The organism is Photorhabdus aballayi, assembly GCF_026153155.1.
Lineage (GTDB): Bacteria > Pseudomonadota > Gammaproteobacteria > Enterobacterales > Enterobacteriaceae > Photorhabdus > Photorhabdus luminescens.
In genome coordinates this window covers 177,383-201,944 of record NZ_JAPFCD010000001.1, presented here as the reverse complement: position 1 = coordinate 201,944, position 24,562 = coordinate 177,383, and the positions used below count along the sequence as shown (strand labels likewise).

The 24,562-nt window shown below is 40.7% G+C and carries 23 protein-coding genes; 10 read left to right on the top strand and 13 right to left on the bottom strand.

All coding sequences use genetic code 11. The features are described 5' to 3' along the window. Positions 1-63: 63 nt before the first annotated feature. Complete coding sequence (locus OO184_RS00735; RefSeq protein WP_265377557.1) at positions 64-513, bottom strand: phage tail protein; 450 nt, start codon at positions 511-513, stop codon at positions 64-66. 740 nt (positions 514-1,253) lie between these two features. Here OO184_RS00735 and OO184_RS00730 point away from each other — a divergent pair. Both OO184_RS00730 and OO184_RS00725 read left to right on the top strand, forming a co-directional pair. Beyond that, on the top strand, positions 1,254-1,736 hold the full coding sequence (locus tag OO184_RS00730; RefSeq protein ID WP_265377556.1) for a winged helix-turn-helix domain-containing protein: 483 nt from the start codon (positions 1,254-1,256) through the stop codon (positions 1,734-1,736). Positions 1,737-2,425: 689 nt separating this feature from the next. Continuing rightward, positions 2,426-2,734, top strand: a complete 309-nt coding sequence (locus tag OO184_RS00725) for a hypothetical protein (RefSeq protein WP_256125243.1) — start codon at positions 2,426-2,428, stop codon at positions 2,732-2,734. A 622-nt stretch (positions 2,735-3,356) separates the two neighbouring features. Here the strand turns inward: OO184_RS00725 and OO184_RS00720 are convergent. Together OO184_RS00720 and OO184_RS00715 are read right to left on the bottom strand one after the other, a co-directional pair. Continuing rightward, on the bottom strand, positions 3,357-3,776 hold the full coding sequence (locus OO184_RS00720; protein WP_049581380.1) for a type II toxin-antitoxin system YafO family toxin: 420 nt from the start codon (positions 3,774-3,776) through the stop codon (positions 3,357-3,359). A gap of 4 nt (positions 3,777-3,780) precedes the next feature. Beyond that, positions 3,781-4,365 carry a hypothetical protein gene (locus OO184_RS00715; protein ID WP_265377555.1) on the bottom strand — a complete coding sequence of 195 codons (585 nt, stop codon included), beginning with the start codon at positions 4,363-4,365 and terminating at the stop codon, positions 3,781-3,783. Between the two features lie 1,349 nt (positions 4,366-5,714). Between OO184_RS00715 and OO184_RS00710 the strand changes: the two genes are divergently transcribed. Further along, positions 5,715-6,116, top strand: a complete 402-nt coding sequence (locus tag OO184_RS00710) for a hypothetical protein (protein ID WP_265377554.1) — start codon at positions 5,715-5,717, stop codon at positions 6,114-6,116. Between the two features lie 11 nt (positions 6,117-6,127). Next, positions 6,128-6,382, top strand: coding sequence for a Mammalian taste receptor protein (TAS2R) (locus tag OO184_RS00705; RefSeq protein ID WP_265377553.1), 255 nt, complete (start codon positions 6,128-6,130; stop codon positions 6,380-6,382). 264 nt (positions 6,383-6,646) lie between these two features. Here OO184_RS00705 and OO184_RS00700 read toward each other — a convergent pair whose 3' ends face one another. Next, positions 6,647-7,510: a helix-turn-helix domain-containing protein gene (locus OO184_RS00700; protein ID WP_036780805.1), complete on the bottom strand. Its 864-nt coding sequence runs from the start codon at positions 7,508-7,510 to the stop codon at positions 6,647-6,649. A 502-nt stretch (positions 7,511-8,012) separates the two neighbouring features. On the opposite strand from OO184_RS00700, the gene xthA reads away from it, so the two are divergent. After that, entirely contained in the window at positions 8,013-8,819 is an 807-nt protein-coding gene (xthA, locus tag OO184_RS00695; RefSeq protein WP_265377552.1) for an exodeoxyribonuclease III, read from the top strand. A 61-nt stretch (positions 8,820-8,880) separates the two neighbouring features. On the opposite strand, the gene OO184_RS00690 is transcribed toward xthA, so the two are convergent. The 3 genes from OO184_RS00690 to OO184_RS00680 are packed head-to-tail and all read right to left on the bottom strand — an operon-like array spanning position 8,881 to position 12,422. Beyond that, positions 8,881-10,809: a DNA topoisomerase III gene (locus tag OO184_RS00690; RefSeq protein ID WP_265377551.1), complete on the bottom strand. Its 1,929-nt coding sequence runs from the start codon at positions 10,807-10,809 to the stop codon at positions 8,881-8,883. Between the two features lie 5 nt (positions 10,810-10,814). Then, a complete protein-coding gene (selD, locus tag OO184_RS00685; RefSeq protein WP_265377550.1) occupies positions 10,815-11,858 on the bottom strand; it encodes a selenide, water dikinase SelD in 1,044 nt (347 codons plus the stop codon). A gap of 12 nt (positions 11,859-11,870) precedes the next feature. Beyond that, entirely contained in the window at positions 11,871-12,422 is a 552-nt protein-coding gene (locus OO184_RS00680) for an NAD(P)H nitroreductase (protein WP_265377549.1), read from the bottom strand. Between the two features lie 170 nt (positions 12,423-12,592). Here OO184_RS00680 and sppA point away from each other — a divergent pair, with 170 nt between their 5' ends. The 3 genes from sppA (at position 12,593) to pncA (ending at position 16,378) form a co-directional block, all read left to right on the top strand. Further along, entirely contained in the window at positions 12,593-14,458 is a 1,866-nt protein-coding gene (sppA, locus tag OO184_RS00675; RefSeq protein WP_265377548.1) for a signal peptide peptidase SppA, read from the top strand. A 124-nt stretch (positions 14,459-14,582) separates the two neighbouring features. Next, positions 14,583-15,650 carry an asparaginase gene (ansA, locus tag OO184_RS00670; RefSeq protein ID WP_265377547.1) on the top strand — a complete coding sequence of 356 codons (1,068 nt, stop codon included), beginning with the start codon at positions 14,583-14,585 and terminating at the stop codon, positions 15,648-15,650. 89 nt (positions 15,651-15,739) lie between these two features. After that, a complete protein-coding gene (gene pncA / locus OO184_RS00665) occupies positions 15,740-16,378 on the top strand; it encodes a bifunctional nicotinamidase/pyrazinamidase (protein WP_265377546.1) in 639 nt (212 codons plus the stop codon). A 62-nt stretch (positions 16,379-16,440) separates the two neighbouring features. Here the strand turns inward: pncA and OO184_RS00660 are convergent, their stop codons facing one another. Further along, a complete protein-coding gene (locus OO184_RS00660) occupies positions 16,441-16,710 on the bottom strand; it encodes a YeaC family protein (protein WP_265377545.1) in 270 nt (89 codons plus the stop codon). An 82-nt stretch (positions 16,711-16,792) separates the two neighbouring features. Further along, positions 16,793-17,203: a peptide-methionine (R)-S-oxide reductase MsrB gene (gene msrB, locus OO184_RS00655; protein ID WP_049581363.1), complete on the bottom strand. Its 411-nt coding sequence runs from the start codon at positions 17,201-17,203 to the stop codon at positions 16,793-16,795. A gap of 344 nt (positions 17,204-17,547) precedes the next feature. Here msrB and gapA point away from each other — a divergent pair, with 344 nt between their 5' ends. Next, positions 17,548-18,543: a glyceraldehyde-3-phosphate dehydrogenase gene (gapA, locus tag OO184_RS00650; RefSeq protein ID WP_265377544.1), complete on the top strand. Its 996-nt coding sequence runs from the start codon at positions 17,548-17,550 to the stop codon at positions 18,541-18,543. A gap of 124 nt (positions 18,544-18,667) precedes the next feature. After that, a complete protein-coding gene (locus tag OO184_RS00645; RefSeq protein WP_265377543.1) occupies positions 18,668-19,546 on the top strand; it encodes a D-hexose-6-phosphate mutarotase in 879 nt (292 codons plus the stop codon). 80 nt (positions 19,547-19,626) lie between these two features. On the opposite strand, the gene OO184_RS00640 is transcribed toward OO184_RS00645, so the two are convergent. From OO184_RS00640 to fadR, 4 genes are all read right to left on the bottom strand, one after another. Beyond that, complete coding sequence (locus OO184_RS00640) at positions 19,627-20,379, bottom strand: MipA/OmpV family protein (protein ID WP_265377542.1); 753 nt, start codon at positions 20,377-20,379, stop codon at positions 19,627-19,629. Positions 20,380-20,707: 328 nt separating this feature from the next. Then, a complete protein-coding gene (gene dadX, locus OO184_RS00635; protein ID WP_265377541.1) occupies positions 20,708-21,832 on the bottom strand; it encodes a catabolic alanine racemase DadX in 1,125 nt (374 codons plus the stop codon). Positions 21,833-21,838: 6 nt separating this feature from the next. Continuing rightward, positions 21,839-23,149, bottom strand: coding sequence for a D-amino acid dehydrogenase (locus OO184_RS00630; RefSeq protein ID WP_265377653.1), 1,311 nt, complete (start codon positions 23,147-23,149; stop codon positions 21,839-21,841). 509 nt (positions 23,150-23,658) lie between these two features. Further along, positions 23,659-24,387 carry a fatty acid metabolism transcriptional regulator FadR gene (gene fadR, locus OO184_RS00625; RefSeq protein WP_139654112.1) on the bottom strand — a complete coding sequence of 243 codons (729 nt, stop codon included), beginning with the start codon at positions 24,385-24,387 and terminating at the stop codon, positions 23,659-23,661. Positions 24,388-24,562 lie beyond the last annotated feature (175 nt).

The following is a 24,562-nucleotide window of genomic DNA, read 5'->3' as shown; positions in this document are numbered from 1 at the left end:
AATATTCGCCTTTAAAAAACACTACATTAACGTGCCAGATTATTCCTGACAGCAAACAGCGTATTAATGGAATTCAACAGTCACCCGATCGGCTTTCAGGCTCATTTCATGCACCGCAACTTCATTACTGGTTGCATCAAAACTAGGTGCCGTCAGTTTTTCTGGGAAAGCATTAGCAATATTCCAAGTAATCAGCAAATTTGAACCGGTTTCATCAGTCAGGCTAATAGAAATATCTTTCTTTTCTATCTGATTAAGTGAAATAGAATTAATCCAATCGTACAATTTAGATTGCCCTTTAAAAATACCGCGTTTCAAGGTAATTGTTGGTCTCTGACGCTGACCAGGCATTTGTAACCAATTACCAATGCCATCACGATACTCAATGGTGTCATAGCTAATATCTAATCCCGATACACTTTGAAAAGACATTTGCTCATCACCAACAGTCACGACAAAACGGTAAGTTGGAATGGGGTATTGAACAGCAATTTGATCGGCAGTTGTAGACATTGTGATTTCCTTAAGAAGAGTTAAATTCATAACCGGGTTAGAACACACATCATTTTAATTTTAGGTACGCTACCGCCCTTAGGTATCATGCCTAATGCCTTACTTGTGTATTCACTTGCGGCTTTAATATCCAAACCCTCATTCTTGAATGAGGCGACCTGACTACTGACTAACGTAACGTATAAGTTAATACGTGATAAACATCACACTGTTGGTATTGGAGCTTTAAACTTATTCTTCTTCCTTTAAACAAACTTTAAAAAAACCATTCATTGAACAGTAATCACTCAAATGCCGATAAATAAAAGTTAAAAATAAAAAATAATTACTTTTATCGATTTTTTACCTGTTATTTCAATTACATAAATAAATCACCCCCAATCCAAATCATTATGGCTCGTGGATACCTATTGATTAATTTTTACAAAATGAATTTATAAACTACAAATAATACCTAAAAATATTTTATCTATATTTCTAAATCTGCCATCATTTTATGAGCAATAGAGGTATAATTATCACAATATAAATAAAACTAATAATTAATTATCATTAGTTTTATTTGTTAATAAAAAACACAAAAATAACTCATATGACAAAATAAAATAAAAGATTTTAAATCATTTATTTTCTTGCATTACTCATACGAAAACTATATAAACTCTAACAGGCATAAGCCTAATTGAGCCCTCCTGGCTATAGCGAATAGACAAACACTAAACAGAGGCAGAGAATGCGTTATGTTGAAAATAACTAGAGATGTTTATTTAGACTGTGACTCAAACAAAATAATTCATGGTAAAAATATATTTATCATTACAGAGAAAGAGAAGCGCCTGCTACTCGCACTGTGGGAACATGCATCACAAGGGAATACATTAAATCGGGAACAACTGATCCCTCTGGTTTGGCCTGAACGCAAAAATGGAGTAGCAGAAACCAATTTACTGCAATTAATCTGTAAGTTACGCCGGACATTACGCTATTGTGATCTAGGCGAAGCCATACACACAGTGTACCGACAAGGTTATCGTTTTATTCTGCCATTTCAAGATAACGAACAAGATAATAGTCAGCCCCAAAATACCAAATTACCTATTCCCACCGTTACACCCCCAAAGCCATTTTATTGGCGTTTCACCAGGATGATTGTTATGTTTATCACCGCAATCATCTGGATATCAACTATCCTATATACAGCCCCCTTTCTGGCTAAGAGATAATGATCACTTTTATACCCAATAGATTTCGAGTTGCAGCGCAGCGGCAAGTGAACGAATCCCCAGGAGCATAGAGAACTATGTGACTGGGGTGAGTGAAAGCAGCCAACAAAGCAGCAGCTTGAAAGATGAAGGGTATATTTACAAAACGATTAAATCCACGTCAATGGAGGTCCATTAAATTAAAAAGCATACAATCGAGTTACCCACTTCTTCTTTGCGGCTCATTTCAGCAATTTATGGGCCGCTTTAATAAGGAAAGATCATGATTCATGATATTAAATTATCTATTTTTTATCGGTGTAACTCCTTCGTCATTAATTACGACTACCGCTATCGGCAATAAATCCGTTAGGAATACATGTCCCCGCCACTGTCGGGATTTTCGTATCTCTTTGACTGATAACAGCCATAATCATAGCTGCATCCAGATGCCAAGCAGCTTGTCCATGAATTTCATATTTCCCCCCACTAGAAATTAAGCTCCCGTTAAACGTGTGCGAAAAAATAAAAGGCCACGCAATGCGTAGCATGGAATGTGTATTAACCGCTTTTATGTTTACCTTATTCCTTTTACATCACTGATAAATTTCAACATTTAACTTCTCATGGAAAGTGTTAAATTAAATTTTGCAGGTAAAGTCACCTGATTATATATGCCAACAAATAACAGCAATAATAAGGAAACCAATATGACATTCACAGATTTCAAAATATTCCTAAACCCTAATCAAGCTATCGAAGCTTATAAAAATGGGAATATAACCATTCCTATTCGATGGAGAAATATAGCAATAAAAAACAAAGGCCAAGCAGCAATGAGGGTTTTAAATTTCTGGGCGTCCCCATTTGGGGAGTATGAATTCTATAATTCTATTGATGTCTGGCCTGGAGAAACTAAAATACTCAACGCGCCCCCTAACGTTATTTATTACTATAGAATTACAGCCGTCAATTTAGACTCAACCCTAACCACAGAAGCTGAATTTAATTGGGTATAAAGATTCTTAAGAGTTAGCTATATATCTCTCGTATCTAAATAGTTCAAACTTCACTACGCAGAAAGTAACATCTTAATTTTCTGCTAAATACTTATCAACTACCGAGAATTACTCGGTAGTTGAAATTAAATGCCACATCAGACATTATTAGATTACTTCTCACCACTCCCGGCAGGAAAATTACTAGAATCACTTTAGAAAGCGACCTGAATATGTTGTTATAATCAGGCCACTATGATAATAATTCCTATTTTTATGTTATCCAATAAATTATCGCTGTTTCAATCTCATCACTCCTTTTTAAATCTTAATTACCCCATCACGCTAAAAAAGAATAATTCTCATTCATGCCATACGAATAATAAGACAGCCAATAACATCAAGAGAATCCCATAGCAAAACTCCCTCTTCACTGAGAAAAGTATAATCACGGATCTCACCCATATAGCCAAATACCTTCATCGGAATATCTGTAGTGATATTTATCCTAACAGCTATTCTGTTAACGAAAACAGTTAATGGTTACACTATTTTCTGATTTATCTCCAATAGATTAACATTGCAAAAACTCCATAAAAAAACCTGCCGGAGCAGGTCTATATGTTTTTCTTAGTAAATGAGTTCATGCGCTTACATGATTAAGCAGTCTTAATTCCCGCTCATTTAAGCATTGGAAAGAATCTTCTACGATATGAACAAGTTTATCTAATAGCCTATCAATACGCGAGTGTGCATCTGGTATCACTACAGCCACGACCTGATAATGATTTTCATAATACCAATGTTGAGCATAAACCAGATAATTGTCACTTTTCCTGTTGTGTAGCATTACATTTGCCGGCCACGGTTTTTCATTCAGGGGAAGAATATGTAACTTCCATATTCCTGATTCCATAGCCTGCATGTTACGCTCAAAACGCCCTTGACACCCAAGCCAACCAGACACCTCTTTTACCCCACTCAAATATTTAGCCAACATGGTTGCGTAATCATGAGCAGCCGCATTGACAAGTAGATCTTCCGCCACGCTGACGTAAACCATATACCTAACCCCACACAGGTAATGGAATACCCAGCTTTTTATGCGAGAGATTCACCAACTCTTTATAACTTTCTGCGTCGGCTTTCGGTGTATATTCACCTGTATTAACTGGTAAGTACTGCTTTAACGTTGTTGCAATACGCAACAAAATATTTCTATTATTTGCAAAAACCCTCAGAGCTCCCTGAGAATGTGTTTGGAATAACTTGACATGCGGCCCCCATGCAGGCGAAGACTCCGCAAGAATATAGCTTAATTTCAAGAGATGGAGTTGACTCGTGGCGATTTTTGCTGCGGATTCGTAGCACTCGACTACATCACGAATATCTATATCTGGTTCTATCCCGTCACGGTCAATGGTTTCAAGTAATTCAACACCAATTTGGGTATTCTCTTTCAGGTAAGCAAGCGCCATTTTAGATTCAGAAAAATATGACATCACTTCCTGAGCTGTCAGCGTTTTTTGTTCCGCTCTGTCTTGCACCAATTGAGTAATTGGCGCAGAAAGATACTCTGGCAACTTGGCCAACTGATTAATGTCTGGAAGCGGAGTTAGCAACGTTACTAACGTTGTCATTCCTACTGTCATGTGACCCCCCTTTGATTTGTCTGTGGGATAAATACATAGGAGTACAGTATACATATCGCTCTCCGCACTACCTTACATTATTCTGCATACTTGCTTATCAAAGTACAATCAGATTTACTAAAAGAATTTGTCTCTGTAACCTCAGGAATTTAGCACGCTAATTTTAAATTTCTCACTCCTAACCTTACATAATTATATCCGTTTTCCATCACCAATTTATTAGTTAATAAAACTATTTTATCCACAGGTGTATCTCTTCTCATTGCACCCTGAATAGTATAATCTTCTATTTAATCTTGTATGGTATTTTTAGTGAAAATACTTTCACTCAACTTACTTTTACTCAACTCAAGATAATCATTAAAGAATTCACCTAAACTCTTACTCTTTGCCGGAAATGCTATAATCATCTTATTTTTTCAAAAAATACGATTTTTAATGCACACCCCTTTGCACCACCGATATAACAGCATATCAAACAAAATATTCAAGCCTCATAACAACAACATGACATTTATTGACAAAAATAAACTGGCATTAATTGTCATAAAATGAGAGGAAGTTGAACATTCAGTTATAATCAGATAATCCCCTCATGAGAGTAATATTCTATTTTCATTTTTATTCAATATGTTACATGAATCTTAATCTCATATTGCCTTTTAAATATCATGTATTAATTCACTGTAAAAAAGAATAATTCTCATTCATGCTATACAAATAACAAGATATCCCGTGATGTAAGATAAAAAACAGGCCAACCCTTATCGCCACCGGGCACGTGTAAAGGTACTACCACGAATACAATCCGACAGATTAATCAGAATATTGTTAATGATATTCTCTCAAGATATCTGTTCTTTCACTATCCTTAGAGTTAGCCATTAGATTAACCTATTCAGAAAACGTATTATCAGAGCAAGTGTAATTTGTATGTTACGCTGATATACCCACCATTTATTCTTTATCTTCTACAACAAAATAAATCATTTATAGATGAGATAACCTCCTTAATTAGCCGATAAAAAAGTCAAGACCTTTTTATCACAAAACGTCTCTCATTTAATTTTGGTTAAACTTCAACAATAAATGACCAAATATCTTTAAAAAAACCGTCAACCAGCCCAATTAATATGATATTGATTGATAACATTTTCATTTATTCTTAATGAGAATTTATTTAGAAAGATAGAGGTAAATGAGTACTACGACGCGGAAAATAATTACCAATTAATCAATAAAGTCACTTTGTGATGTTAAATAAACTCATAAAGTCATGGAACTATCTGCCTTGTTAAACTGTCATAAACTTGTTACTCATTCCCTTACAATTAAGGATGGAAATAATAATGGCGCTAAAACAACTCATCTCAGCCATTCTGATTTTTAGTTTACTACCAACTGCTGCACTCGCAGAAAAACCACAAAACTATCTCTACACTTCATCCGATGAGCTCAATCAATTACGTCCTCTGTTGGAACATCAAGACACTGGCGGTATGCAAGTTGTTTATAGCTGGAAACAATTGGAGAGCGTACCAGGGAAATATGATTTTTCCGCGATCAAAAAAGATTTGTCGTTGCTTAACAGAATAAAAAAGAAGCTGTTTATTCAGATCCAGAATCGTTTTTTTGAGAAAAATGCCCGCTATATTCCATTTTATTTCCAACAAGACACAAAATATCAAGGCGGTTTAGTTGCTCAAGTTGATAATCCCAGTGAAGGCAAAGCACAAGGTTATGGTTGGTAGTGATTCAGTATATGTCTCGCTTTTTTAATTTCGCTGCAAAAAATAAGATCGATCCCAACGGCCCCGATATCGTGCCATATCAATCTGCTCAGATGAAAAACGCTTATCCCTTTTTCAATCGTTACAAAGGCAAACTGGACTTGGTGGCAATGGCAGTCCAAGAACCCACACTGACCTATACCAACCCAAAAACCAAAAAACCCCTCACTCAGGAGGAGTTTACCAATTTTGCCGAAAACTATTTGGAGGCTAACGCAGTAAGGTAAAAGCCATGCAAATTTATGCATGCACAATGGGTTGTACCAAACGCCAGATGAGAATGAATCATAATGTCAGGCTGGTAGTACACGTTGCCCCAAAAGGCGAGGAACAGTCCATTTTTCCTCACCACTACCAAATATTCACTTGGAATATTCAAATAAGAATTATAGATATAAATTTATCATTTAGGTACAGTGAAAAATCTTTATAATTATCTCCGTATAACAACAACGCGGAGCTTACAATAATCTTCTCCGCGTAGATGAATTTTAACTCATGTCATTGACTGAATCGATAAAACGATTAAGTACGCTTGAGTGTGATTTGGACTTGTAAATATAACATTGATTTGCTGCGCCAGGTTTTGCTATAGGAACAAAACTCAAAGCGTCTCCTCCTTCCAATTCATCAGGATGAGAATCGGTAATAAATATATAATCTCTGGAATAAATGAAATTCATGCAGCATCCCATATTATCCATCTGACGCATATTTACTTTTCCACCACTTTGAATAACTTCTTCTTCCAGGTTTTTAATGAAGCTACTTTTATAAAGTACAGGATCACAGAGCCAAGTATTACTCTTTAGCAATTGCATCACATCGCCGCCGGCAATATCCAATAATTCTTTTCGGCAGCAAATTCCCAATTCAGGCCCTTTGATCTTACGAATGAGACTAAAACGGTCACTTAGTATCTTTTCTGAGCTCAGAATGAGCGTGTTGCCGTCGTAATCCACTATTTCTTCAATGTTATCATAACTAAACCGGAATATATTTACCTGGGAGCTATTTCTGTCAGCTGCTTTATATAAATAAATAAGATGTTTGTTTTTCCCCCAATCGTAATAAATATTAACTATGTTACATATACTACCACTTATATGTTTTTTAGTTATTTCTTTTTCTTGTAAATAAAGATCTTTAAGATCATTATATAATTCTAAACCATCTTTAGTCAGACTCATCCCAAATTTCTCCCTTTTGAAAAGGCGCTTCCCTAATGTTGCCTCGAAGTCTTTGATTGATTTAGCTACTGGAGGAGTTGTACGGTTCATCACTCTTGCCGCTTTACTTAAAGAACCATTTTCCACCACTGCCATGAATGCTTCTAATTTACGAGAAAAAAACATAATTCACCGTTCCTATATAACCTGTGGCTAAAATAATTTCTTTGAAATAGCCTTCACCAAATGACAGCTAAATCAAGTTTGATACTGTGAAGGCATAAATTTTGTACAAAAAAACAAATACTTCTCAAACATATACCACATAAAAAAAGCGTATGTTCAATACATAGGTGGCTCAATAAACTCTATTATTCATGTTTATCATGGTTCAAAAATTAATCTTAACCAATCAACCATTAGAAAATATAAACATTACTAACGAGCTCAATTTTCTATCAAAGATTAGGATAGGGTTCTACATTTTTCAGTAATCAATTTTTGTAACACTTGAGATAAAAACGGTCTAACTGAGGCTCTTTCTCACTACAAATTATTATATTTTCCACAACAAATTATAATATTAGGGGGCCCGTTACTATTTCGTACTGACCATTGTCAATAGTTACTTTTTAAGATCCATCTGTTATTATTGTTCCTGTGTCTTTTTACTGGATGGCTGTAAAAGATGAAATTTATCTCTTTTAATATTAATGGATTACGTGCCCGCCCCCATCAGTTAGCTGCGATCGTCGAGCAACATCGACCCGATGTTATCGGCTTACAGGAAACAAAAGTTCATGATGAAGCGTTCCCTTTAGAAGAGGTTAGAGAACTTGGCTATCATGTATTTTATCACGGCCAGAAAGCCCATTACGGCGTCGCACTGTTAACGCGCCAGGCGCCTCTTGCTGTACATCGTGGTTTTCCAGGGGATGATGAAGATGCTCAACGCCGTGTTATCATGGCGGAAATGGAGACCCCGCACGGGCCATTGACCGTTATTAACGGCTATTTTCCACAGGGAGAAAACCGTGAGCATCCAGTGAAATTTCCGGCAAAAGAGAAATTTTATCAGGATCTGCAAAACTACCTGGAGCAAAACTTAACCCCTCAATCACAAGTGATTATTATGGGTGATATGAATATTAGTCCGACAGATCTGGATATCGGAATTGGCGAGAACAACCAAAAACGCTGGTTAAAAACCGGTAAATGTTCCTTCCTGCCAGAAGAGAGAGATTGGATGGCGCGCCTGAAAAATTGGGGCTTGGTTGATACATTCCGTCATCTCAATCCTGAATGTAACGACCAGTTTTCCTGGTTTGATTATCGCTCCAAAGGGTTTGATGATAATCGAGGGCTACGTATTGATTTACTGCTTGCAAGTAAACCTTTGGTGGAGCGCTGTATCGCAACAGGTATTGACTATAAAATCCGTGAGATGGAGAAACCGTCGGACCATGCCCCTGTTTGGGCAGAATTTAAAATTTGATATTCTATTAACATCGAATATCAATCGTTTATTTTAAAATAACGCTAATAATTGCTGCGCCCTATGGCGCAGCCGTTTTAGTGTTTTTTATTGCTTTCGTTTTTTTCCCTCTTTTATCTTTAATCGGCAATGGTGGTAAGTCACGAAAAGCCGTTAAATTACGGTTCTGTTTAGCCTGCCAAATTAATTGCTGCAATGTTTCCTCAAGCGGCTCCATGAAATCTTGATAACGAAACTGTTTTTCGCTGATTTGCGTTAATCGGGACTCCCAATGGGCGGTCATATCCGGTAAAGCGGCCATATCAGGCAATACATGAATCAACGCTCTACCCGCAGGTGTTGCATGAATATGACGCCCTTTTTTATAAAGAAACTCCCGTTTAAACAGTAATTCGATAATGCCAGCCCGTGTTGCTTCCGTCCCCAGTCCATCTGTTGCACGAAGAACTTTTTTCAGTTCCTTATCCTGTACAAAACGGGCAATTCCTGTCATAGCGGAAAGGATAGTTGCATCAGTAAATGGTTTCGGAGGTTGAGTTTGGCGCTCTACCACCTCTCCTCTTTCACACAATAATTCATCGCCTTTAGCAACAACGGGTAATGGCGTTCCATCATTCTCTTCATCACGCTCTTTATTACCAAGCAACGTTCTCCAACCTGCCTCAGCAAGAAAACGGGCTTTGGCAATAAATTTTCCACCCGCAATTTCTAATTCAATAACACATTTACGGAATATGGCATCCGGGAAAAATTGCATTAAATATTGTCTGGCAATCAAACCATAAATATTAGCCTCGTTATCCGTCAGATTTATATGACTACTTCGTGCCGTAGGGATAATTGCATGGTGAGCATCAACCTTTTTATCATCCCAACAACGATTCTTTCTATCTATTTCCAGTAATTCTTGTGGCAACAGATTTTTTGCATGAATAGATATCGCGTTAAGCACCGCATGACGACCGGCAAAGTGTTCATCAGGCAAATAACGGCAATCAGAACGGGGATAAGTAATTAGCTTATGTGTTTCATATAATCGTTGACAAATGTCCAACACTTGCTGCGCATTTAATCCAAAACGCTTAGCCGCTTCAATCTGCAAAGAAGATAATGAAAACGGCAAAGGAGCGACTTCAGATTCCCGTTTATCCTGATAAGAGGTCACATAGGCTGGCTGACCGGTTATTCTGGCTACAACATGTTCAGCCAGAGGCCGGTGGATCAATCGCCCTTCTTCATCCAAAAAATCAATACAAGATTCACTTGGTTGCCAGATAGCGATAAAACGTTCATCTTTCGGCGTAACAATATGCGCTTTCACCTCAAAAAAATCTTTCGGTACGAAGTGCTCAATCTCTTCATCCCGGCGAACAACCAATCCCAAAACCGGGGTCTGAACCCGCCCGACAGATAATACTCCCTGATACCCCGCATTGCGGCCAAGCAAGGTATAAGCACGGGTCATATTAATGCCGTACAGCCAATCAGCTCTGGCTCTGGCGAGAGCTGAAACACATAGCGGAACAAAATCCCGGTTATCTCTTAATCGCTCAATAGCTCTGGTCACCGCCTGTGGATTTAGATCGCTTATCAAGCAACGGCGAACGCTTTTTCGCCTTATATCATCTAGCTTCAAAAAATCCAGAACCTCATCCACCAACAGTTGCCCTTCTCGATCCGGGTCGCCGGCGTGCACTATTTCATCGGCTTTTTTCAGCAATGTCTGGATGATGTTGAGCTGCTTCTCAACAGAAGGTCGAGGTTTTAACTGCCATTTTTCAGGAATGATTGGAAGATCAACTAATGACCAACGGGCAAAACGACTGTCATAAGCATCAGGTTCCGCCTGTTCCAGCAAATGCCCGATACACCAGGTAACAAACTGGTTATCGCCACAAGCGATAAAGCCATCACCACGGCGATGCGGTTTTGGTAAAACATCGGCAATCGCCCTGGCTAGGCTAGGTTTTTCTGCAATAAAAAGCCGCATGGGTGTTATTCATTGACCTCAATGAGTACTCTGCCTGGCTGTTGCTCAGACAATTCACCAATCGCGGTCAGTTCGATGCCATGACATCGTGCAATCGCTTTCACTTCGTCTATAGCCTCTGGTAGAACAGCCAACAACAAGCCACCGGATGTTTGTGGATCACATAACAGTTTGCGCTGAAGTTCTGTCATTTCACCAATAAGATGACCGTAACTATCAAAGTTACGCCCGGTTCCCCCCGGAACACAACCCTTTTCAATATAAGATTCCACTTCCGGCAGTTTAGGCACTTTTGCAAAATGGAGAGTGGCCTGAACTCCCGATCCTTCACAAATTTCACTCAAATGCCCTAAAAGACCAAATCCGGTTACATCGGTCATTGCTGTAACACCCGCCACCTCAGCAAAATCCACCCCCAATTTATTTAAGCGGCACATGGTTTCTATCGCGACGCCCTGATGTTCAGGTAACAGCAAGCCTTTTTTCTCCGCCGTGGTCAATACGCCGATTCCAAGCGGCTTGGTCAGAAATAGCTGGCAACCCGCTTTCGCTGCGCTGTTCTGTTTCACTCGGTCAATATTAACGATACCGGTTACAGCCAGACCAAAAATAGGTTCAGGCGCATCAATAGAGTGCCCTCCCGCCAGTGCAATCCCAGCCCCTTTACACGCAGCTCTACCACCTTCAATCACCTTACGGGCAATTTCCGGCGCCAATTTATCGATAGGCCATCCCAAAATAGCTATCGCCATAATGGGCTTACCGCCCATCGCATAAATATCGCTGATAGCATTTGTGGCAGCAACGCGCCCAAAATCAAAGGGATCATCGACAATCGGCATGAAGAAATCTGTCGTACTGACAATACCGATACCGTTGCCAATATCATAAACCGCAGCATCATCACGGGTTTCATTGCCAACCAGTAAGTGAGGATCAAGAAACTTCTCCTGCTCACTATGCAGAATGGTTTCCAAAATTTTTGGTGAAATTTTACAACCGCATCCAGCACCGTGGCTATATTGGGTAAGGCGAACTTCTGTTGACATAACAGACCTCGGTTACAAGTAGCTGACAAAATGGGTCATATCAGGCGGAGTAACCTTATTTGGCGCTCTTAGCGCAGGCGTTCCAAGGTAGAGAAAACCCACGATTTTGTCATGTTCACAACAACCCAAACCGGCACGCACGGTATTATCATCAATCCACGGGCCGGTACGCCAGATACCGCCAAACCCTTGAGCCACAGCAGCCATTTGCATCGCATGTACAGCACAACCAGCGGAAACCACCTGCTCCCACTCAGGTATTTTGGAATTCTCAGCCACTTTTGCAATAACAGCGATGATTAATGGCGCACGATAAGGCGCGCTTTTCGCTTTTTCTTCCGCCTCAGCGCCAAGCTGGCTATCAATGGCTGCTTGATGAAGTAATCGACTAAACCGTTCAATACCTTCATCCTGCATGACAATAAAATGCCACGGACGTAATGCGCCATGATCAGGCGCTCTCATTCCCGCCTCCAGAATACGCTGCAATGCGTCACCTTGAGGCGCCGGGGTTGTTAAACGTGATACTGAACGTCTGTTCAACAAAAGTTCTAATGCGTCCATCTTTTCTCTCCTAGATAATGTATTTTGTTATAAGCTAACATTTTCTGTTTATTTGTTAACAAATAAAAGCCCTAAAGCTGTCTTTTCAGGCAATATGCCACGATTTGAAGCTGACATTTACCTGTCTGCTCATTAGGATAGCTGCACTTGATCCTATTTTTGGAGATGATATGCGTATTTTATGGAAGTTGATCGCAAGATTATTTAAATGGAGTTGGCGATTATTAAATTTTATTCGGGAAGTCATTTCAAACCTGATTTTTATCATGCTGATTCTGGTTGTCGTTGGCGGTTTTCTGCTCTATCAACAACCAAACAAAACAGCAGATAGTTATCGGGGAGCATTATATGTCAATCTCACCGGTGTTATTGTGGATCAGGTCTCTAATCGTACTCCATTGACTCAATTGAGCCGTGAACTGTTTGGCACATCCAGCAATAAATTCCAGGAAAACTCCCTGTTTGATATTGTTGATAGCATTCGCCAGGCAAAAATTGATAACAAAATCACAGGGTTGGTGCTGAAACTTGATGACTTTATCGGTGCCGATCAGCCATCTATGCAGTATATCGGTAAGGCAATTAATGAGTTTAAAACTTCCGGTAAACCGATCTATGCTATCAGTGATAGTTATAATCAGTCGCAATATTACCTGGCTACCTTTGCCGATAAAATCTATCTATCGCCACAAGGAACGGTTGGCCTTTATGGCTATTCAACCAATAATCTGTATTACAAATCCCTATTGGACTCATTGAAAGTTACCGCGCATATTTTCCGCGTCGGCACGTATAAATCGGCCGTTGAACCGGTTATGCGTGATGATATGTCCCCCGATGCCCGCGAAGCTGATAGCCGTTGGGTCAACGGGCTGTGGAACAACTACCTCATTACCGTCGCTACCAACCGCAAACTCACTGTTGATCAAGTATTCCCAGGCGCTGATGAGATGATTGCTGACTTACGCGCTGTTGGCGGAGACAATGCGCAATATGCGCTTAAACACAAACTGGTCGATTACGTTGCGCCACGTAATATCATTGAAAACGATATGACAAAAGCCTTTGGTTGGGACGAGAAAAACCGCCACTTCAACGCTATCAGCATTTATGATTATGCGCCGCAATTGATGGAAGGCAGGTCATCATCCAAAGGCAATATCGCCGTTATTGTCGCACAAGGCGCAATCGTCGATGGGCAGCAAACTCAAGGCATGGTTGGCGGTGACACAACCGCCGCTCAGATTCGTCAAGCTCGTCTGGATGATAATATCAAAGCCGTTATTCTGCGGGTAAACAGCCCCGGCGGCAGTGTGAGCGCTTCTGATGTTATCCGCACCGAATTAGCTGCGCTACGTGCAGCCAATAAACCTGTAGTGGTTTCTATGGGGGGAATGGCGGCATCCGGTGGTTACTGGATCTCTACTCCGGCTAATTACATCATCGCAAACCAAAGTACCTTGACGGGTTCTATCGGTATTTTTGGCGTCATCACCACGTATGAAAACAGTCTGGAACATATCGGTATTCACACTGATGGCGTTTCCACGACACCATTCGCAGGTATTTCTGTTACCAAAGGGCTCAGCAAAGAGTTCTCAGAACTGATGCAGCTTAATATCGAGAATGGCTATAACAACTTTATCGGCCTTGTTGCTAATTCACGCCATAAAACACGTGAAGAAGTCGATAAAATTGCTCAGGGGCATGTGTGGATTGGTCATGATGCTAAAACCAATGGATTGGTCGATCAATTGGGGGATTTCGATGATGCGGTCACCAAAGCGGCTGAATTGGCAAAATTGGATAACCCAGAACTCGACTGGATGCAGCCTGAAATGTCATTCAGTGAGTTGCTGATGAGCCAGTTGACAGCAACCGCACAAGCTATCGTACCGGAAGCGATTCAAGCCTGGCTCCCCGCGCCGTTGGCTCAAGCAGCTCAGGAAGTGAAACAACAAAGTGAGTTCTATCGCCATTTGAATGATCCGCAAAATCGTTATGCATTCTGTTTAAATTGCGGAGATATTCGCTAAGCAACTCATAACAATGCATGATTCCAGCAATAGCTCGATTAATTTAGCCTGACAGATCCCTGCCAGGCTTTTTTTATTCTGTAATACTCCTATAATCCTGCTGATCTTTTTATGAGGTGCAATCATGCAGAAGAAGTCTATTTACGTCGTCTATACTGGCGGAACCATTGGGATGCAACACTCATCTCAGGGATACATTCCCGTTTCCGGGCATTTACAACGCCAATTAACAAAGATGCCCGAATTCCATCGACCAGAGATGCCGACATTCACCATCCGTGAACATCAACCACTGATTGATTCTTCTGATATGACCCCAGAAGACTGGCAGTTTATCGCTGATGATATCCGAGAAAACTACCATGATTATGATGGGTTCGTGATCCTGCATGGTACGGATACAATGGCATTTACCGCTTCGGCCCTCTCCTTTATGTTTGAGAATCTGGGTAAGCCAGTCATTGTCACTGGGTCGCAAATCCCACTGGAAGCACTGCGCTCCGATGGGCAGACAAACTTGTTGAATGCGCTTTATCTTGCCGCTAATTACCCAGTGAACGAAGTCAGCCTGTTTTTCAATAATAAACTGTTTCGTGGGAACCGGACCGTCAAAGCACATGCCGATGGTTTCGATGCTTTTGCTTCGCCAAACTGTTCTCCATTAATGGAAGTCGGTATTAACATCAAAACCTTCAATACATGTTTTGCCCCTGCTAGCCACGGAGAGTTTATTACTCATCAGATTACCCCTCAGCCAATTGGCGTAATCACCATTTATCCTGGCCTTTCCAGTCAGGTTGTGAATAATATTTTAATGCAGCCGGTTAAGGCTCTCATCCTACGCTCGTATGGCGTCGGAAACGCACCTCAACACCCTGAATTATTGAAAGAGCTAAAACAGGCGACAGAAAGAGGGATCGTAGTTGTTAATTTGACTCAATGCATTTCCGGCCGAGTCAATATGGACGGTTATGCAACGGGCCATGCTCTGGCCGAAGCAGGGGTAATAAGCGGCTACGATATGACTTTTGAAGCAACTTTAACCAAGTTGCACTATTTACTCAGTCAACCCTATAGCAATGAACAGATTCGTTATTTAATGCAACAAAATTTACGTGGTGAATTAAGTTATATACCCAATGGATTTCAAGATGCATCGCGACGGCAAGGGAGCGAATCCCCGGGAGCATAGATAACTCTGTGACCGGGGTGAATGAGCGCAGCCAACAAAAAGGTAACTTGAAAGATAACGGGTATACTGATAAATAATCAAGGAAAGAGATGAAAACAGCCCTATTACTTATTGATCTACAGAACGATTTCTGTACCGGCGGCGCTTTAGCCGTAGAAGAGAGCGAACAAGTCATTGTTGCAGCAAATCAGGCAATTGATATTTGTCTGAAACACAATATCAGCATTATCGCCACCCAAGATTGGCACCCTGCTGAACATATGAGCTTTGCAGTAAATTCCGGCCAAAAGATCGGCGATATCGGTATATTAAACGGTATTCCGCAAGTTTGGTGGCCGGTACACTGTGTTCAAGGTCAGCCCGGCGCTGATTTCCATCCACAGCTAAACAAGCAGGCAATTGTTGAAATTTTCTACAAAGGTGAAAATCCACAGATCGATAGCTACAGTGCTTTCTTTGACAACGGCCATCAGAGTAAAACCCGGCTTGATGATTGGTTGCAAGCACAGCAAATTGAACGCCTGTTTATTATCGGTATCGCTACCGATTATTGCGTGAAGTTTACCGCGCTGGATGCGCTGGCATTAGGTTATGAAACTTGGGTCATTACCGATGGTTGTCGAGGGGTTAACCTCAGCCCAAATGATAGCCAATCAGCATTCAAAGAGATAACAGAGAAAGGCGCTATATTGATAGAACTTGCTCAACTAGAAGGCGCTCTTCTCTGATATCAATCCAAGGCCAGGCTGAGTTTACACACTCAGCCTTTTCATCACCTACTTGCGAAAGATTATGGCTTAAATGTTGCCACCAACTCAGACTGAAAGATCGTTTTCAGTTCTTGTTTACTCTTCATCACCAACTGACCATTAGTACCAATCGTCATATGTTGCGGATCATGGTTATGCCTTGATTGCCATAACATAATCATTTGCAAACTATGCTCTTTCTGCTCTACCGTTAGAGGTACACCATCCTGCCATTTACCCAGTTCTACTGCCTGAACCAAGCGTTGATATATTTCTGGTGTCATTACAGATAACAGATCATCCAGTTCCATTGATATTTCCTCATTATTTTCCAGAATTAGCTGAAACGATTTTTTGCGTAAATTAAGATTATGTCCGCAATAATAAAAACGATTAACCGACTGTTTTCTCGCCTGTATTTTCATCAGTAAAGCTTAATGCAGCCGAATTGATGCAAAAACGTTCTCCTGTCGGTTGCGGGCCATCAGGGAACACATGTCCCAAATGAGCGTTGCAATGACTGCAACGTACCTCAATACGATGCATATTGTGACTATCATCATCAAGATACTGCACTGCATCATGAGTAACAGGCTGGTAAAAACTCGGCCAGCCACAACCAGAATCAAATTTAGTGTCGGACATAAATAACGGCTGCTCACAGCATAAACAATGATACACGCCGCTTTTCTTATTATGTAGCAATTTCCCTGAGAATGGCGGCTCTGTCCCGGCATTCTGGGTTACATGACGCTGAATATCAGTAAGTTCTTCATAGAGGGAAACATCAGGATTCTTAGCCATAACGACCACCTTAATAATAGGACTCATGCTTTCAATAAAATTGATTAATTATAACAAAAGATTAACATTACAGCAGTGGAATTTATTTTCCGCGGTTAACTGGATCGGTTTATCCTACTAGTTTGTGATGTGACTCGCATATCTAACCAATTAACTTTCAATATCTGTCTACGCCTTGATAATGATGGGCGGCTCGATTTGCCAGTACCCTATAGCAAGCGTCTAAATGGTGAGCTCAAAGCTAAGTTTTTCAGCTATTGACACGATTCCGCTTGACGGCTGGCAAGGTTTTGGTAACTTTAGTAATAATTTTTAATTCACTAAAAAATAGCTGGTGGAACACTATGACTATCAAAGTAGGTATCAACGGTTTTGGTCGTATTGGCCGTATTGTTTTCCGTGCTGCACAAGAACGTTCAGACATCGAAATCGTTGCAATCAACGATTTGTTGGACGCCGAATACATGGCTTACATGCTGAAATACGATTCAACTCACGGTCGCTTCAACGGCACTGTTGAAGTAAAAGACGGCCACCTGATTGTTAACGGCAAAGTTATCCGCGTTACAGCAGAAAGAGATCCAGCTAACCTGAAATGGAATGAAGTGGATGTTGATGTTGTTGCAGAAGCAACAGGTATCTTCCTGACTGACGAAACCGCACGTAAGCACATTGCCGCTGGTGCGAAAAAAGTTGTTCTGACCGGCCCATCCAAAGATGACACGCCTATGTTTGTTATGGGTGTTAACCACAAAACTTATGCAGGCCAGGACATCGTTTCTAATGCTTCCTGTACCACTAACTGTCTGGCGCCGCTAGCTAAAGTTATCAATGATAAATTCGGCATTGTTGAAGGTCTGATGACCACTGTTCACGCAACAACAGCAACTCAGAAAACCGTTGACGGTCCTTCTGCGAAAGATTGGCGTGGTGGTCGTGGCGCTGCTCAAAATATCATCCCATCATCTACCGGCGCAGCTAAAGCTGTTGGTAAAGTTATCCCTGAGCTGAACGGTAAACTGACTGGCATGGCTTTCCGCGTTCCTACTCCTAACGTATCGGTTGTTGACCTGACTGTGCGTCTGGAAAAACCAGCCACTTATCAACAAATTTGTGACGTGATCAAAGATGCTGCTGAAGGTGAACTGAAAGGCGTTCTGGGCTACACCGAAGATGACGTCGTATCTAACGATTTCAATGGCGAAAAACTGACTTCTGTATTTGACGCTAAAGCGGGTATCGCTCTGAACGACAACTTTGTGAAACTGGTTTCCTGGTACGACAACGAGACCGGTTACTCTAACAAAGTTCTGGATCTGATTGCTCACATCGCTAAATAACTGAGTAACTTCCTTGCTGAAAAGAGCTGCCCTTCCCCGGCAGCTCTTTTGTTTCAATCTGTGCACAACATGCGTTATTCTTGGGGCCATGCCATCTCCCAGTTTTGGTTCAAAGGTTATACGGATGAACGATAGAATCTTTTCATTACCGGTTGCAGAACAAATTTCTCCAGCTATTAGTCAACGAAATATAGATGGCTTCCCACTGATAGTCGTCTCTCATCCTAAAGTTCGTGGCGCAATCAGTCTGCAAGGGGCGCATCTCATCGCCTGGCAACCTAGTGGTGAGGAACCGGGGTTGTGGTTAAGCAAGAAAACCACATTTGCAGCAGGCACGGCTATCCGCGGCGGCATTCCTATTTGTTGGCCTTGGTTTGGTTCCTCAAGAGCGCCAAGTCACGGTTTTGCCAGAATTCTTCCCTGGGAATTTAGCGCACATAATGAACATGAAAATGGCGTCATATTAACTTTCACGCTGAGAGACAATGAATATACCCATAAATTGTGGCCTCATGATTTTACCTTGATTGCCCGTTTCAAACTGTGTGAAACCTGTGAAGTGGAGCTGGAAACCTATGGTGATTATCAAGCCACCTGCGCCCTACACACTTATTTGAATATAGGCGATATTAATCAAATTTCAGTCAGTGGTTTAGGTAAACATTTTATTGATACCGTTGCTGATAAAGAGCAATACACAACAACAGAAGATTTTATTTTCAACGGTCGTACTGATCATATTTATACCGAGCCAGAAGATTTTAATCTGATAAGGGATAAATCGCTGAAACGAACAATTGAAATTCACCATTATCATCACAGTGATGTTGTATGCTGGAATCCAGGCGCCCAACTATCGAACAACATGAAAGATATGTGTAATGAAGGTTATAAAAATATGATTTGTGTAGAAACAGCGCGTATCCATAAGCCATTAATTTCTAAAGATGATAGTCCAGCCCACCTTTCAGTTTTAATCCGTTGCCGGAAAGACTATCAGTAAATATCTCACTCATTCACATCAGAAAGACTGAATACTACCTAGTGAATTCAGTCTCTATTCGATATTATTGCTACGAGCAATTAAAAACTATATGTAATACCTGTCCAGACAATACTTGAATATGACTTATTAACCATCGGACTATCTTTAATTTCACTCGGTAAACGCTCAACACGCCCCATCATAAATGCAGACCATGTCTGGTTAAATTTATAATTGGCAGATAATTCCACATAGGGAATCCAGCTATCATCTGGAGTATATTTTTCTAATCCGCTACGGCGCGATTCATTATCTTTGATGCCATATTCATAACGATTTTGTTTTTTACTATTCCAAACTACACCTAATCCTGGTTGTAATGACCAATCATCACTTTTAAATTCATACAAATAAGCCAGATCAATCGTTATGCCTTTACTTTTACTCAAAGTATCCGCAGCAAAAGAGCTACGCAGCGTTCCCCAATCTTCAATATGACGATAGCTAAAACCGCCCATCATTGTATCATGGCGACGATCCAGTCTTTTCATCTGCTTATCTTCATTATCTTTTGGACGGAAACTTTGAGGATAATAATAGACATCTAAAGATAGTTGATCTTTTGGTTGATTCCACACATAGTACCCGGCGGCTAAAGTATGAAAGTAGAAATTGTCACTTTCATAATTAACCATTGGAACAAACAACACTTTATCTTTATTTTTTACTCCTTTATAAGGTGATGCCTCAGACAAAACAGAGGCGCCAATTGACCACTGCCCCGCATAAGCTAAAGATGAAGAAAGACCAAAAGCGACGACTGTGGCTAAAATTTTAGCTTTGTTGATCATGATTAACTATTTCCTTTAAAACAATTATGCGATTAGCTATTATCAAGTGTAAAAGATCATTTCCCTCATTTCCAAGTAATAATGTCCCATTTTTCTTAAAGAGCACAATATGTTTAATGCCCGCCTAATTTTTCTGACAAAAATAGACAGATTACATCAAACAAAAATATATTAATTTAGCGAAAACGGTAACTTATTTCCTGCAACAATACCAGACGCTAACTACTATTTGTTGACACGCCGTCTGGTATTTAACGACATATATACCCGTTATCTTTCAAGTTGCCTCTTTGTTAGCTGCACTCGTTCACCCCGGTCATATAGTTCTCTATGCTCCCGGGGATTCGCTCTTTTGCCGTCGCGATGCATCTTGAAATCCATGAAGTATAGATACCGGAACCCGATCTGCCAATGCACACAATAATTCATAGCCAATGGTTCCAGCGCTCTCCGCCACATCATCCACCGGCAAATTTTGCCCCCACAATTCAACAGGACTGCCAATTTGGGCCTGCGGACAAGGCGTTAAATCCACCGACAACATATCCATTGATACGGTACCTAATACTTGGGTCCTAACACCATCGACAATAATAGGCGTTCCCGTCACTGCACGACGGGGATAACCATCAGCATAGCCACAGGCAACTGTACCGACTCGCATAGGGCCTGGCGCGGTATATTGACTGCCATAACCGATTTTGTCTCCTGCTTTGAGATTCTGAATGGCAATAATTTCACTTTGCAGGCTCATCACTGCTTTCAATCCAATATCGGCAATATCTTGCCACTTTCCACTCGGTGAAGCGCCATACAGCACAATACCAGGACGTACCCAATCTCTATGAGTTTGCGGATACCATAAAGAAGAGGCTGAATTAGCCAGAGATTGAGAAATATCCAATCCCTGACTGACCGAATTAATAACGTTAAGCTGTTCAGTAACGCCAATTTCCTTATTATCCGCATTGGCAAAATGTGACATTAATGTTATTTGCCCAATTTGCCGGATACACTTTGCCGATGATAAAACCGTTCTATATTGATCCGCAGGAAATCCCAATCGATTCATACCGCTATTGAGTTTGAGATAAATATCGATCGGTTTACTCAAATTGGCCATCTCTATTGCTTTCAGTTGCCAATGACTCTGCACTACTGTTATTAACCGATATTCATCAATTATCGACAAATCTTCGGGTTTAAAAAATCCTTCCAATAGCAAAATTGGCCCTTTCCACCCCCGCTCCCGTAATAAAATCGCCTCATTAAAATCAAGTAAAGCAAATCCATCAGCCTGATCGAGATATTGCCATACGCAACTCAGACCATGCCCATAAGCATTTGCTTTAACAACAGCCCAGATCTTACTATTACCGACCTTATTACGAATAATCGCCAGATTATTTTCCAATGCATCAAGATGAATCGTTGCTGAAATCGGACGTGGCATACTCTATTAGCCTCTCAGTTCAGTGTGTAATTGATGGCTAAATGGCGCCAATTTTGCATTAAAACCATTAATATAACGAAATACTGACAAATCATCAGATGCAATGGCGGGCTTTTTACCCGAAATAATATCAGCCAGCAACTGACTGGAACCACATGCCATTGTCCATCCCAATGTACCATGCCCTGTATTTAGATAGAGATTGTGATATTCAGTCGGACCAACAATCGGGGTACCATCCGGCGTCATTGGACGTAATCCCGTCCAAAAACGCGTCTGAGTGATATCGCCGCCGCCTGGATAAAGGTCTTGCGCCACCATTTTCAATGTTTCATAGCGTGCTTTAAGCAGATCCAAATTGAATCCTACAACTTCTGCCATTCCGCCCACACGAATACGGTTGTCAAACCGGGTAATCGCAATTTTGTATGTTTCATCCAATGCAGTAGATACCGGAGCCCGTTCTGCATCGACAATAGGCATAGTTAATGAATAACCTTTCAGTGGATATACTGGAATTTTGACCAGACCTTTTAGCAATCCTGTTGAATAGGCTCCCATAGCAACAACATAGCTGTCTGCTGTCATCACGCCATCTTCGCACTGGACGCCGGTAATTCGATGCCCTTCCACCAATAACTGTTTGATCTGTTTATTAAACAGAAACGTTACGCCCGCCGCTGCCGCCATTTTTGCCAATTCTTTGGTGAAAAGCTGACAATCGCCCGTTTCGTCGTTCGGTAACTGTAAGCCCCCCGTCAATTTGTGAGCGACATGCGCCAATGCCGGCTCTACTGTCGCCAGTTTATCTGCCGTTAATAAATTGTAAGGAACCCCTTCCTGTTCAAGAACGGCTATATCATTCACAGCATTATCAAACTGCTTATTAGTACGGAATAACTGAAGCGTGCCTCCCTGACGCCCTTCATATTGAATACCAGTATCTGCCCTCAACTGTTTGATACAGTCACGGCTGTATTCTGCCAATCGTACCATCCGGCTCTTATTTATCGCATAGTGACTGGCATCGCAATTACGCAACATCTGCCACATCCAGCGTAACTGAAACAACGATCCATCAGGACGAACAGCCAATGGAGCATGGCGTTGGAACATCCATTTAATGGCTTTCAATGGAATACCCGGCGCTCCCCACGGAGTCGCGTATCCCGGCGAGATCTGCCCGGCATTAGCGGCACTGGTTTCCTCAGCAGCACTTCCCTGGCGATCAATGACAGTGACTTCATGACCTTGCTGTACCAAATACCAGGCACTGGTTACACCAATAACACCACTACCTAAAACAAGGATTTTCATCATAACCCCCGGACGATTTAAAATTTTAGGCAAGCATAATATGCTGTTTATAAAAAACCAATATAGAACAATCATCGGTCACGTCAATAATCTACATTTATGATTTAGGTCACAATTAGATTACATTTATGCAACAGATTTATTTGTGATTTATACATAGCCAAATTATAAAAATTAATATTAAAATCATGAAATTAAGGAAATAATTACGATACAAATCGCATGCTAATTATTTCATATCCAGTCATTATTCTGATTTTTTCGGCGAAAAAAGCGAATCAATTAAATAGCCACAAGATACCAATAACCATCAATTAATCGAAATAAAAATTCAAATAAAATCCAAATATTCAAAATAATATTCTGAAATAGAGATATTAACGATTGGCTTGAGATTAAGTGAGAAAAAAACAAAACTCCCGGTACAGAGCATTCTGTACCGGGCCAATTCAAAATAATTTTGATTTGAAACTAATAGATCGGATAAGGCCAGGAATTAAGTAAAAATACTAACGAGACATCAGCGACAATTCAGATAAATCACTTGGCATCGTACTTTGCATACTGTGCCAAATGACACCGCTCTCTTTACCATAGTTACGTACACATTCCATGACATTATCGTAGGATTTATCATGGCATAATATCACCAGTTGCTGATAAAAATTCAGCGCCAATTTACGCGCTTCAGGATTAGAGAAGTAATAACGCCCTATACGAGTATATAGCCCTTTCAACCCATTGATAATAAGGCCGTAAATTGGATTACCTGAAGCAAAAGCTAAACCGCGGAAAATATCATAATCTAGTGCGCTAAATGACTCTGAATTATCTTCCACCTGCTCTTTTTCTGCCAGTACTTCCAATGACTTACCCGGATTATGCCTAAAAGCGGTGCGAATAAATATCGCCGCGATATTCGTTCTCACCGCCAGTAGGTTATCAATCAACTCAGGAACGCGATCGTGATCAAGACGGGCCAGAGTCTCTAAAATATTGAGGCCCGATGTTTCCCAAAAGTTATTCACTTTTGTCGGTTTGCCATGCTGAATAGTTAACCATCCATCGCGTGCCAAACGCTGCAATACTTCACGCAGGGTGGTTCTTGTCACACCAATTAACTCAGATAATTCACGTTCTGCCGGAAGAATGGAGCCAGGAGGAAAACGGCCGTTCCATATACTCTCAATAATATACTCTTCCGCAAAACCTGCGGGACTTTGAGCCTTAATGACCATATTTTTGTTATTCCAACGTGATTTTTTCAACTAATAATAGATGAAATTATATCAGAATACGCAACTTCAACATAGCTATGTAGTCTAGAAAGCGTAAAGGCGGTCATGAAAAAAAGCGTACTAATGCTTAATTACGCCTCATTTCCCTTAAAATATTCTGTATTAAAGCGTACTA

Coding starts and splice junctions, on each gene's coding strand:
- gapA (WP_265377544.1), top strand. CDS start 17,548: ATGACTATCAAAGTAGGTATCAACGGTTTTGGTCGTATTGGCCGTATT.
- OO184_RS00640 (WP_265377542.1), bottom strand. CDS start 20,379: ATGATCAACAAAGCTAAAATTTTAGCCACAGTCGTCGCTTTTGGTCTT.
- pncA (WP_265377546.1), top strand. CDS start 15,740: ATGAAAACAGCCCTATTACTTATTGATCTACAGAACGATTTCTGTACC.
- selD (WP_265377550.1), bottom strand. CDS start 11,858: ATGTCAACAGAAGTTCGCCTTACCCAATATAGCCACGGTGCTGGATGC.
- OO184_RS00645 (WP_265377543.1), top strand. CDS start 18,668: ATGAACGATAGAATCTTTTCATTACCGGTTGCAGAACAAATTTCTCCA.
- OO184_RS00690 (WP_265377551.1), bottom strand. CDS start 10,809: ATGCGGCTTTTTATTGCAGAAAAACCTAGCCTAGCCAGGGCGATTGCC.
- OO184_RS00710 (WP_265377554.1), top strand. CDS start 5,715: ATGGCGCTAAAACAACTCATCTCAGCCATTCTGATTTTTAGTTTACTA.
- OO184_RS00705 (WP_265377553.1), top strand. CDS start 6,128: ATGTCTCGCTTTTTTAATTTCGCTGCAAAAAATAAGATCGATCCCAAC.
- OO184_RS00680 (WP_265377549.1), bottom strand. CDS start 12,422: ATGGACGCATTAGAACTTTTGTTGAACAGACGTTCAGTATCACGTTTA.
- msrB (WP_049581363.1), bottom strand. CDS start 17,203: ATGGCTAAGAATCCTGATGTTTCCCTCTATGAAGAACTTACTGATATT.
- OO184_RS00730 (WP_265377556.1), top strand. CDS start 1,254: ATGTTGAAAATAACTAGAGATGTTTATTTAGACTGTGACTCAAACAAA.
- OO184_RS00720 (WP_049581380.1), bottom strand. CDS start 3,776: ATGGTTTACGTCAGCGTGGCGGAAGATCTACTTGTCAATGCGGCTGCT.
- OO184_RS00700 (WP_036780805.1), bottom strand. CDS start 7,510: ATGTTTTTTTCTCGTAAATTAGAAGCATTCATGGCAGTGGTGGAAAAT.
- xthA (WP_265377552.1), top strand. CDS start 8,013: ATGAAATTTATCTCTTTTAATATTAATGGATTACGTGCCCGCCCCCAT.
- OO184_RS00725 (WP_256125243.1), top strand. CDS start 2,426: ATGACATTCACAGATTTCAAAATATTCCTAAACCCTAATCAAGCTATC.
- OO184_RS00735 (WP_265377557.1), bottom strand. CDS start 513: ATGTCTACAACTGCCGATCAAATTGCTGTTCAATACCCCATTCCAACT.
- OO184_RS00660 (WP_265377545.1), bottom strand. CDS start 16,710: ATGGAACTGGATGATCTGTTATCTGTAATGACACCAGAAATATATCAA.
- ansA (WP_265377547.1), top strand. CDS start 14,583: ATGCAGAAGAAGTCTATTTACGTCGTCTATACTGGCGGAACCATTGGG.
- fadR (WP_139654112.1), bottom strand. CDS start 24,387: ATGGTCATTAAGGCTCAAAGTCCCGCAGGTTTTGCGGAAGAGTATATT.
- dadX (WP_265377541.1), bottom strand. CDS start 21,832: ATGCCACGTCCGATTTCAGCAACGATTCATCTTGATGCATTGGAAAAT.
- OO184_RS00630 (WP_265377653.1), bottom strand. CDS start 23,149: ATGAAAATCCTTGTTTTAGGTAGTGGTGTTATTGGTGTAACCAGTGCC.
- OO184_RS00715 (WP_265377555.1), bottom strand. CDS start 4,365: ATGACAGTAGGAATGACAACGTTAGTAACGTTGCTAACTCCGCTTCCA.
- sppA (WP_265377548.1), top strand. CDS start 12,593: ATGCGTATTTTATGGAAGTTGATCGCAAGATTATTTAAATGGAGTTGG.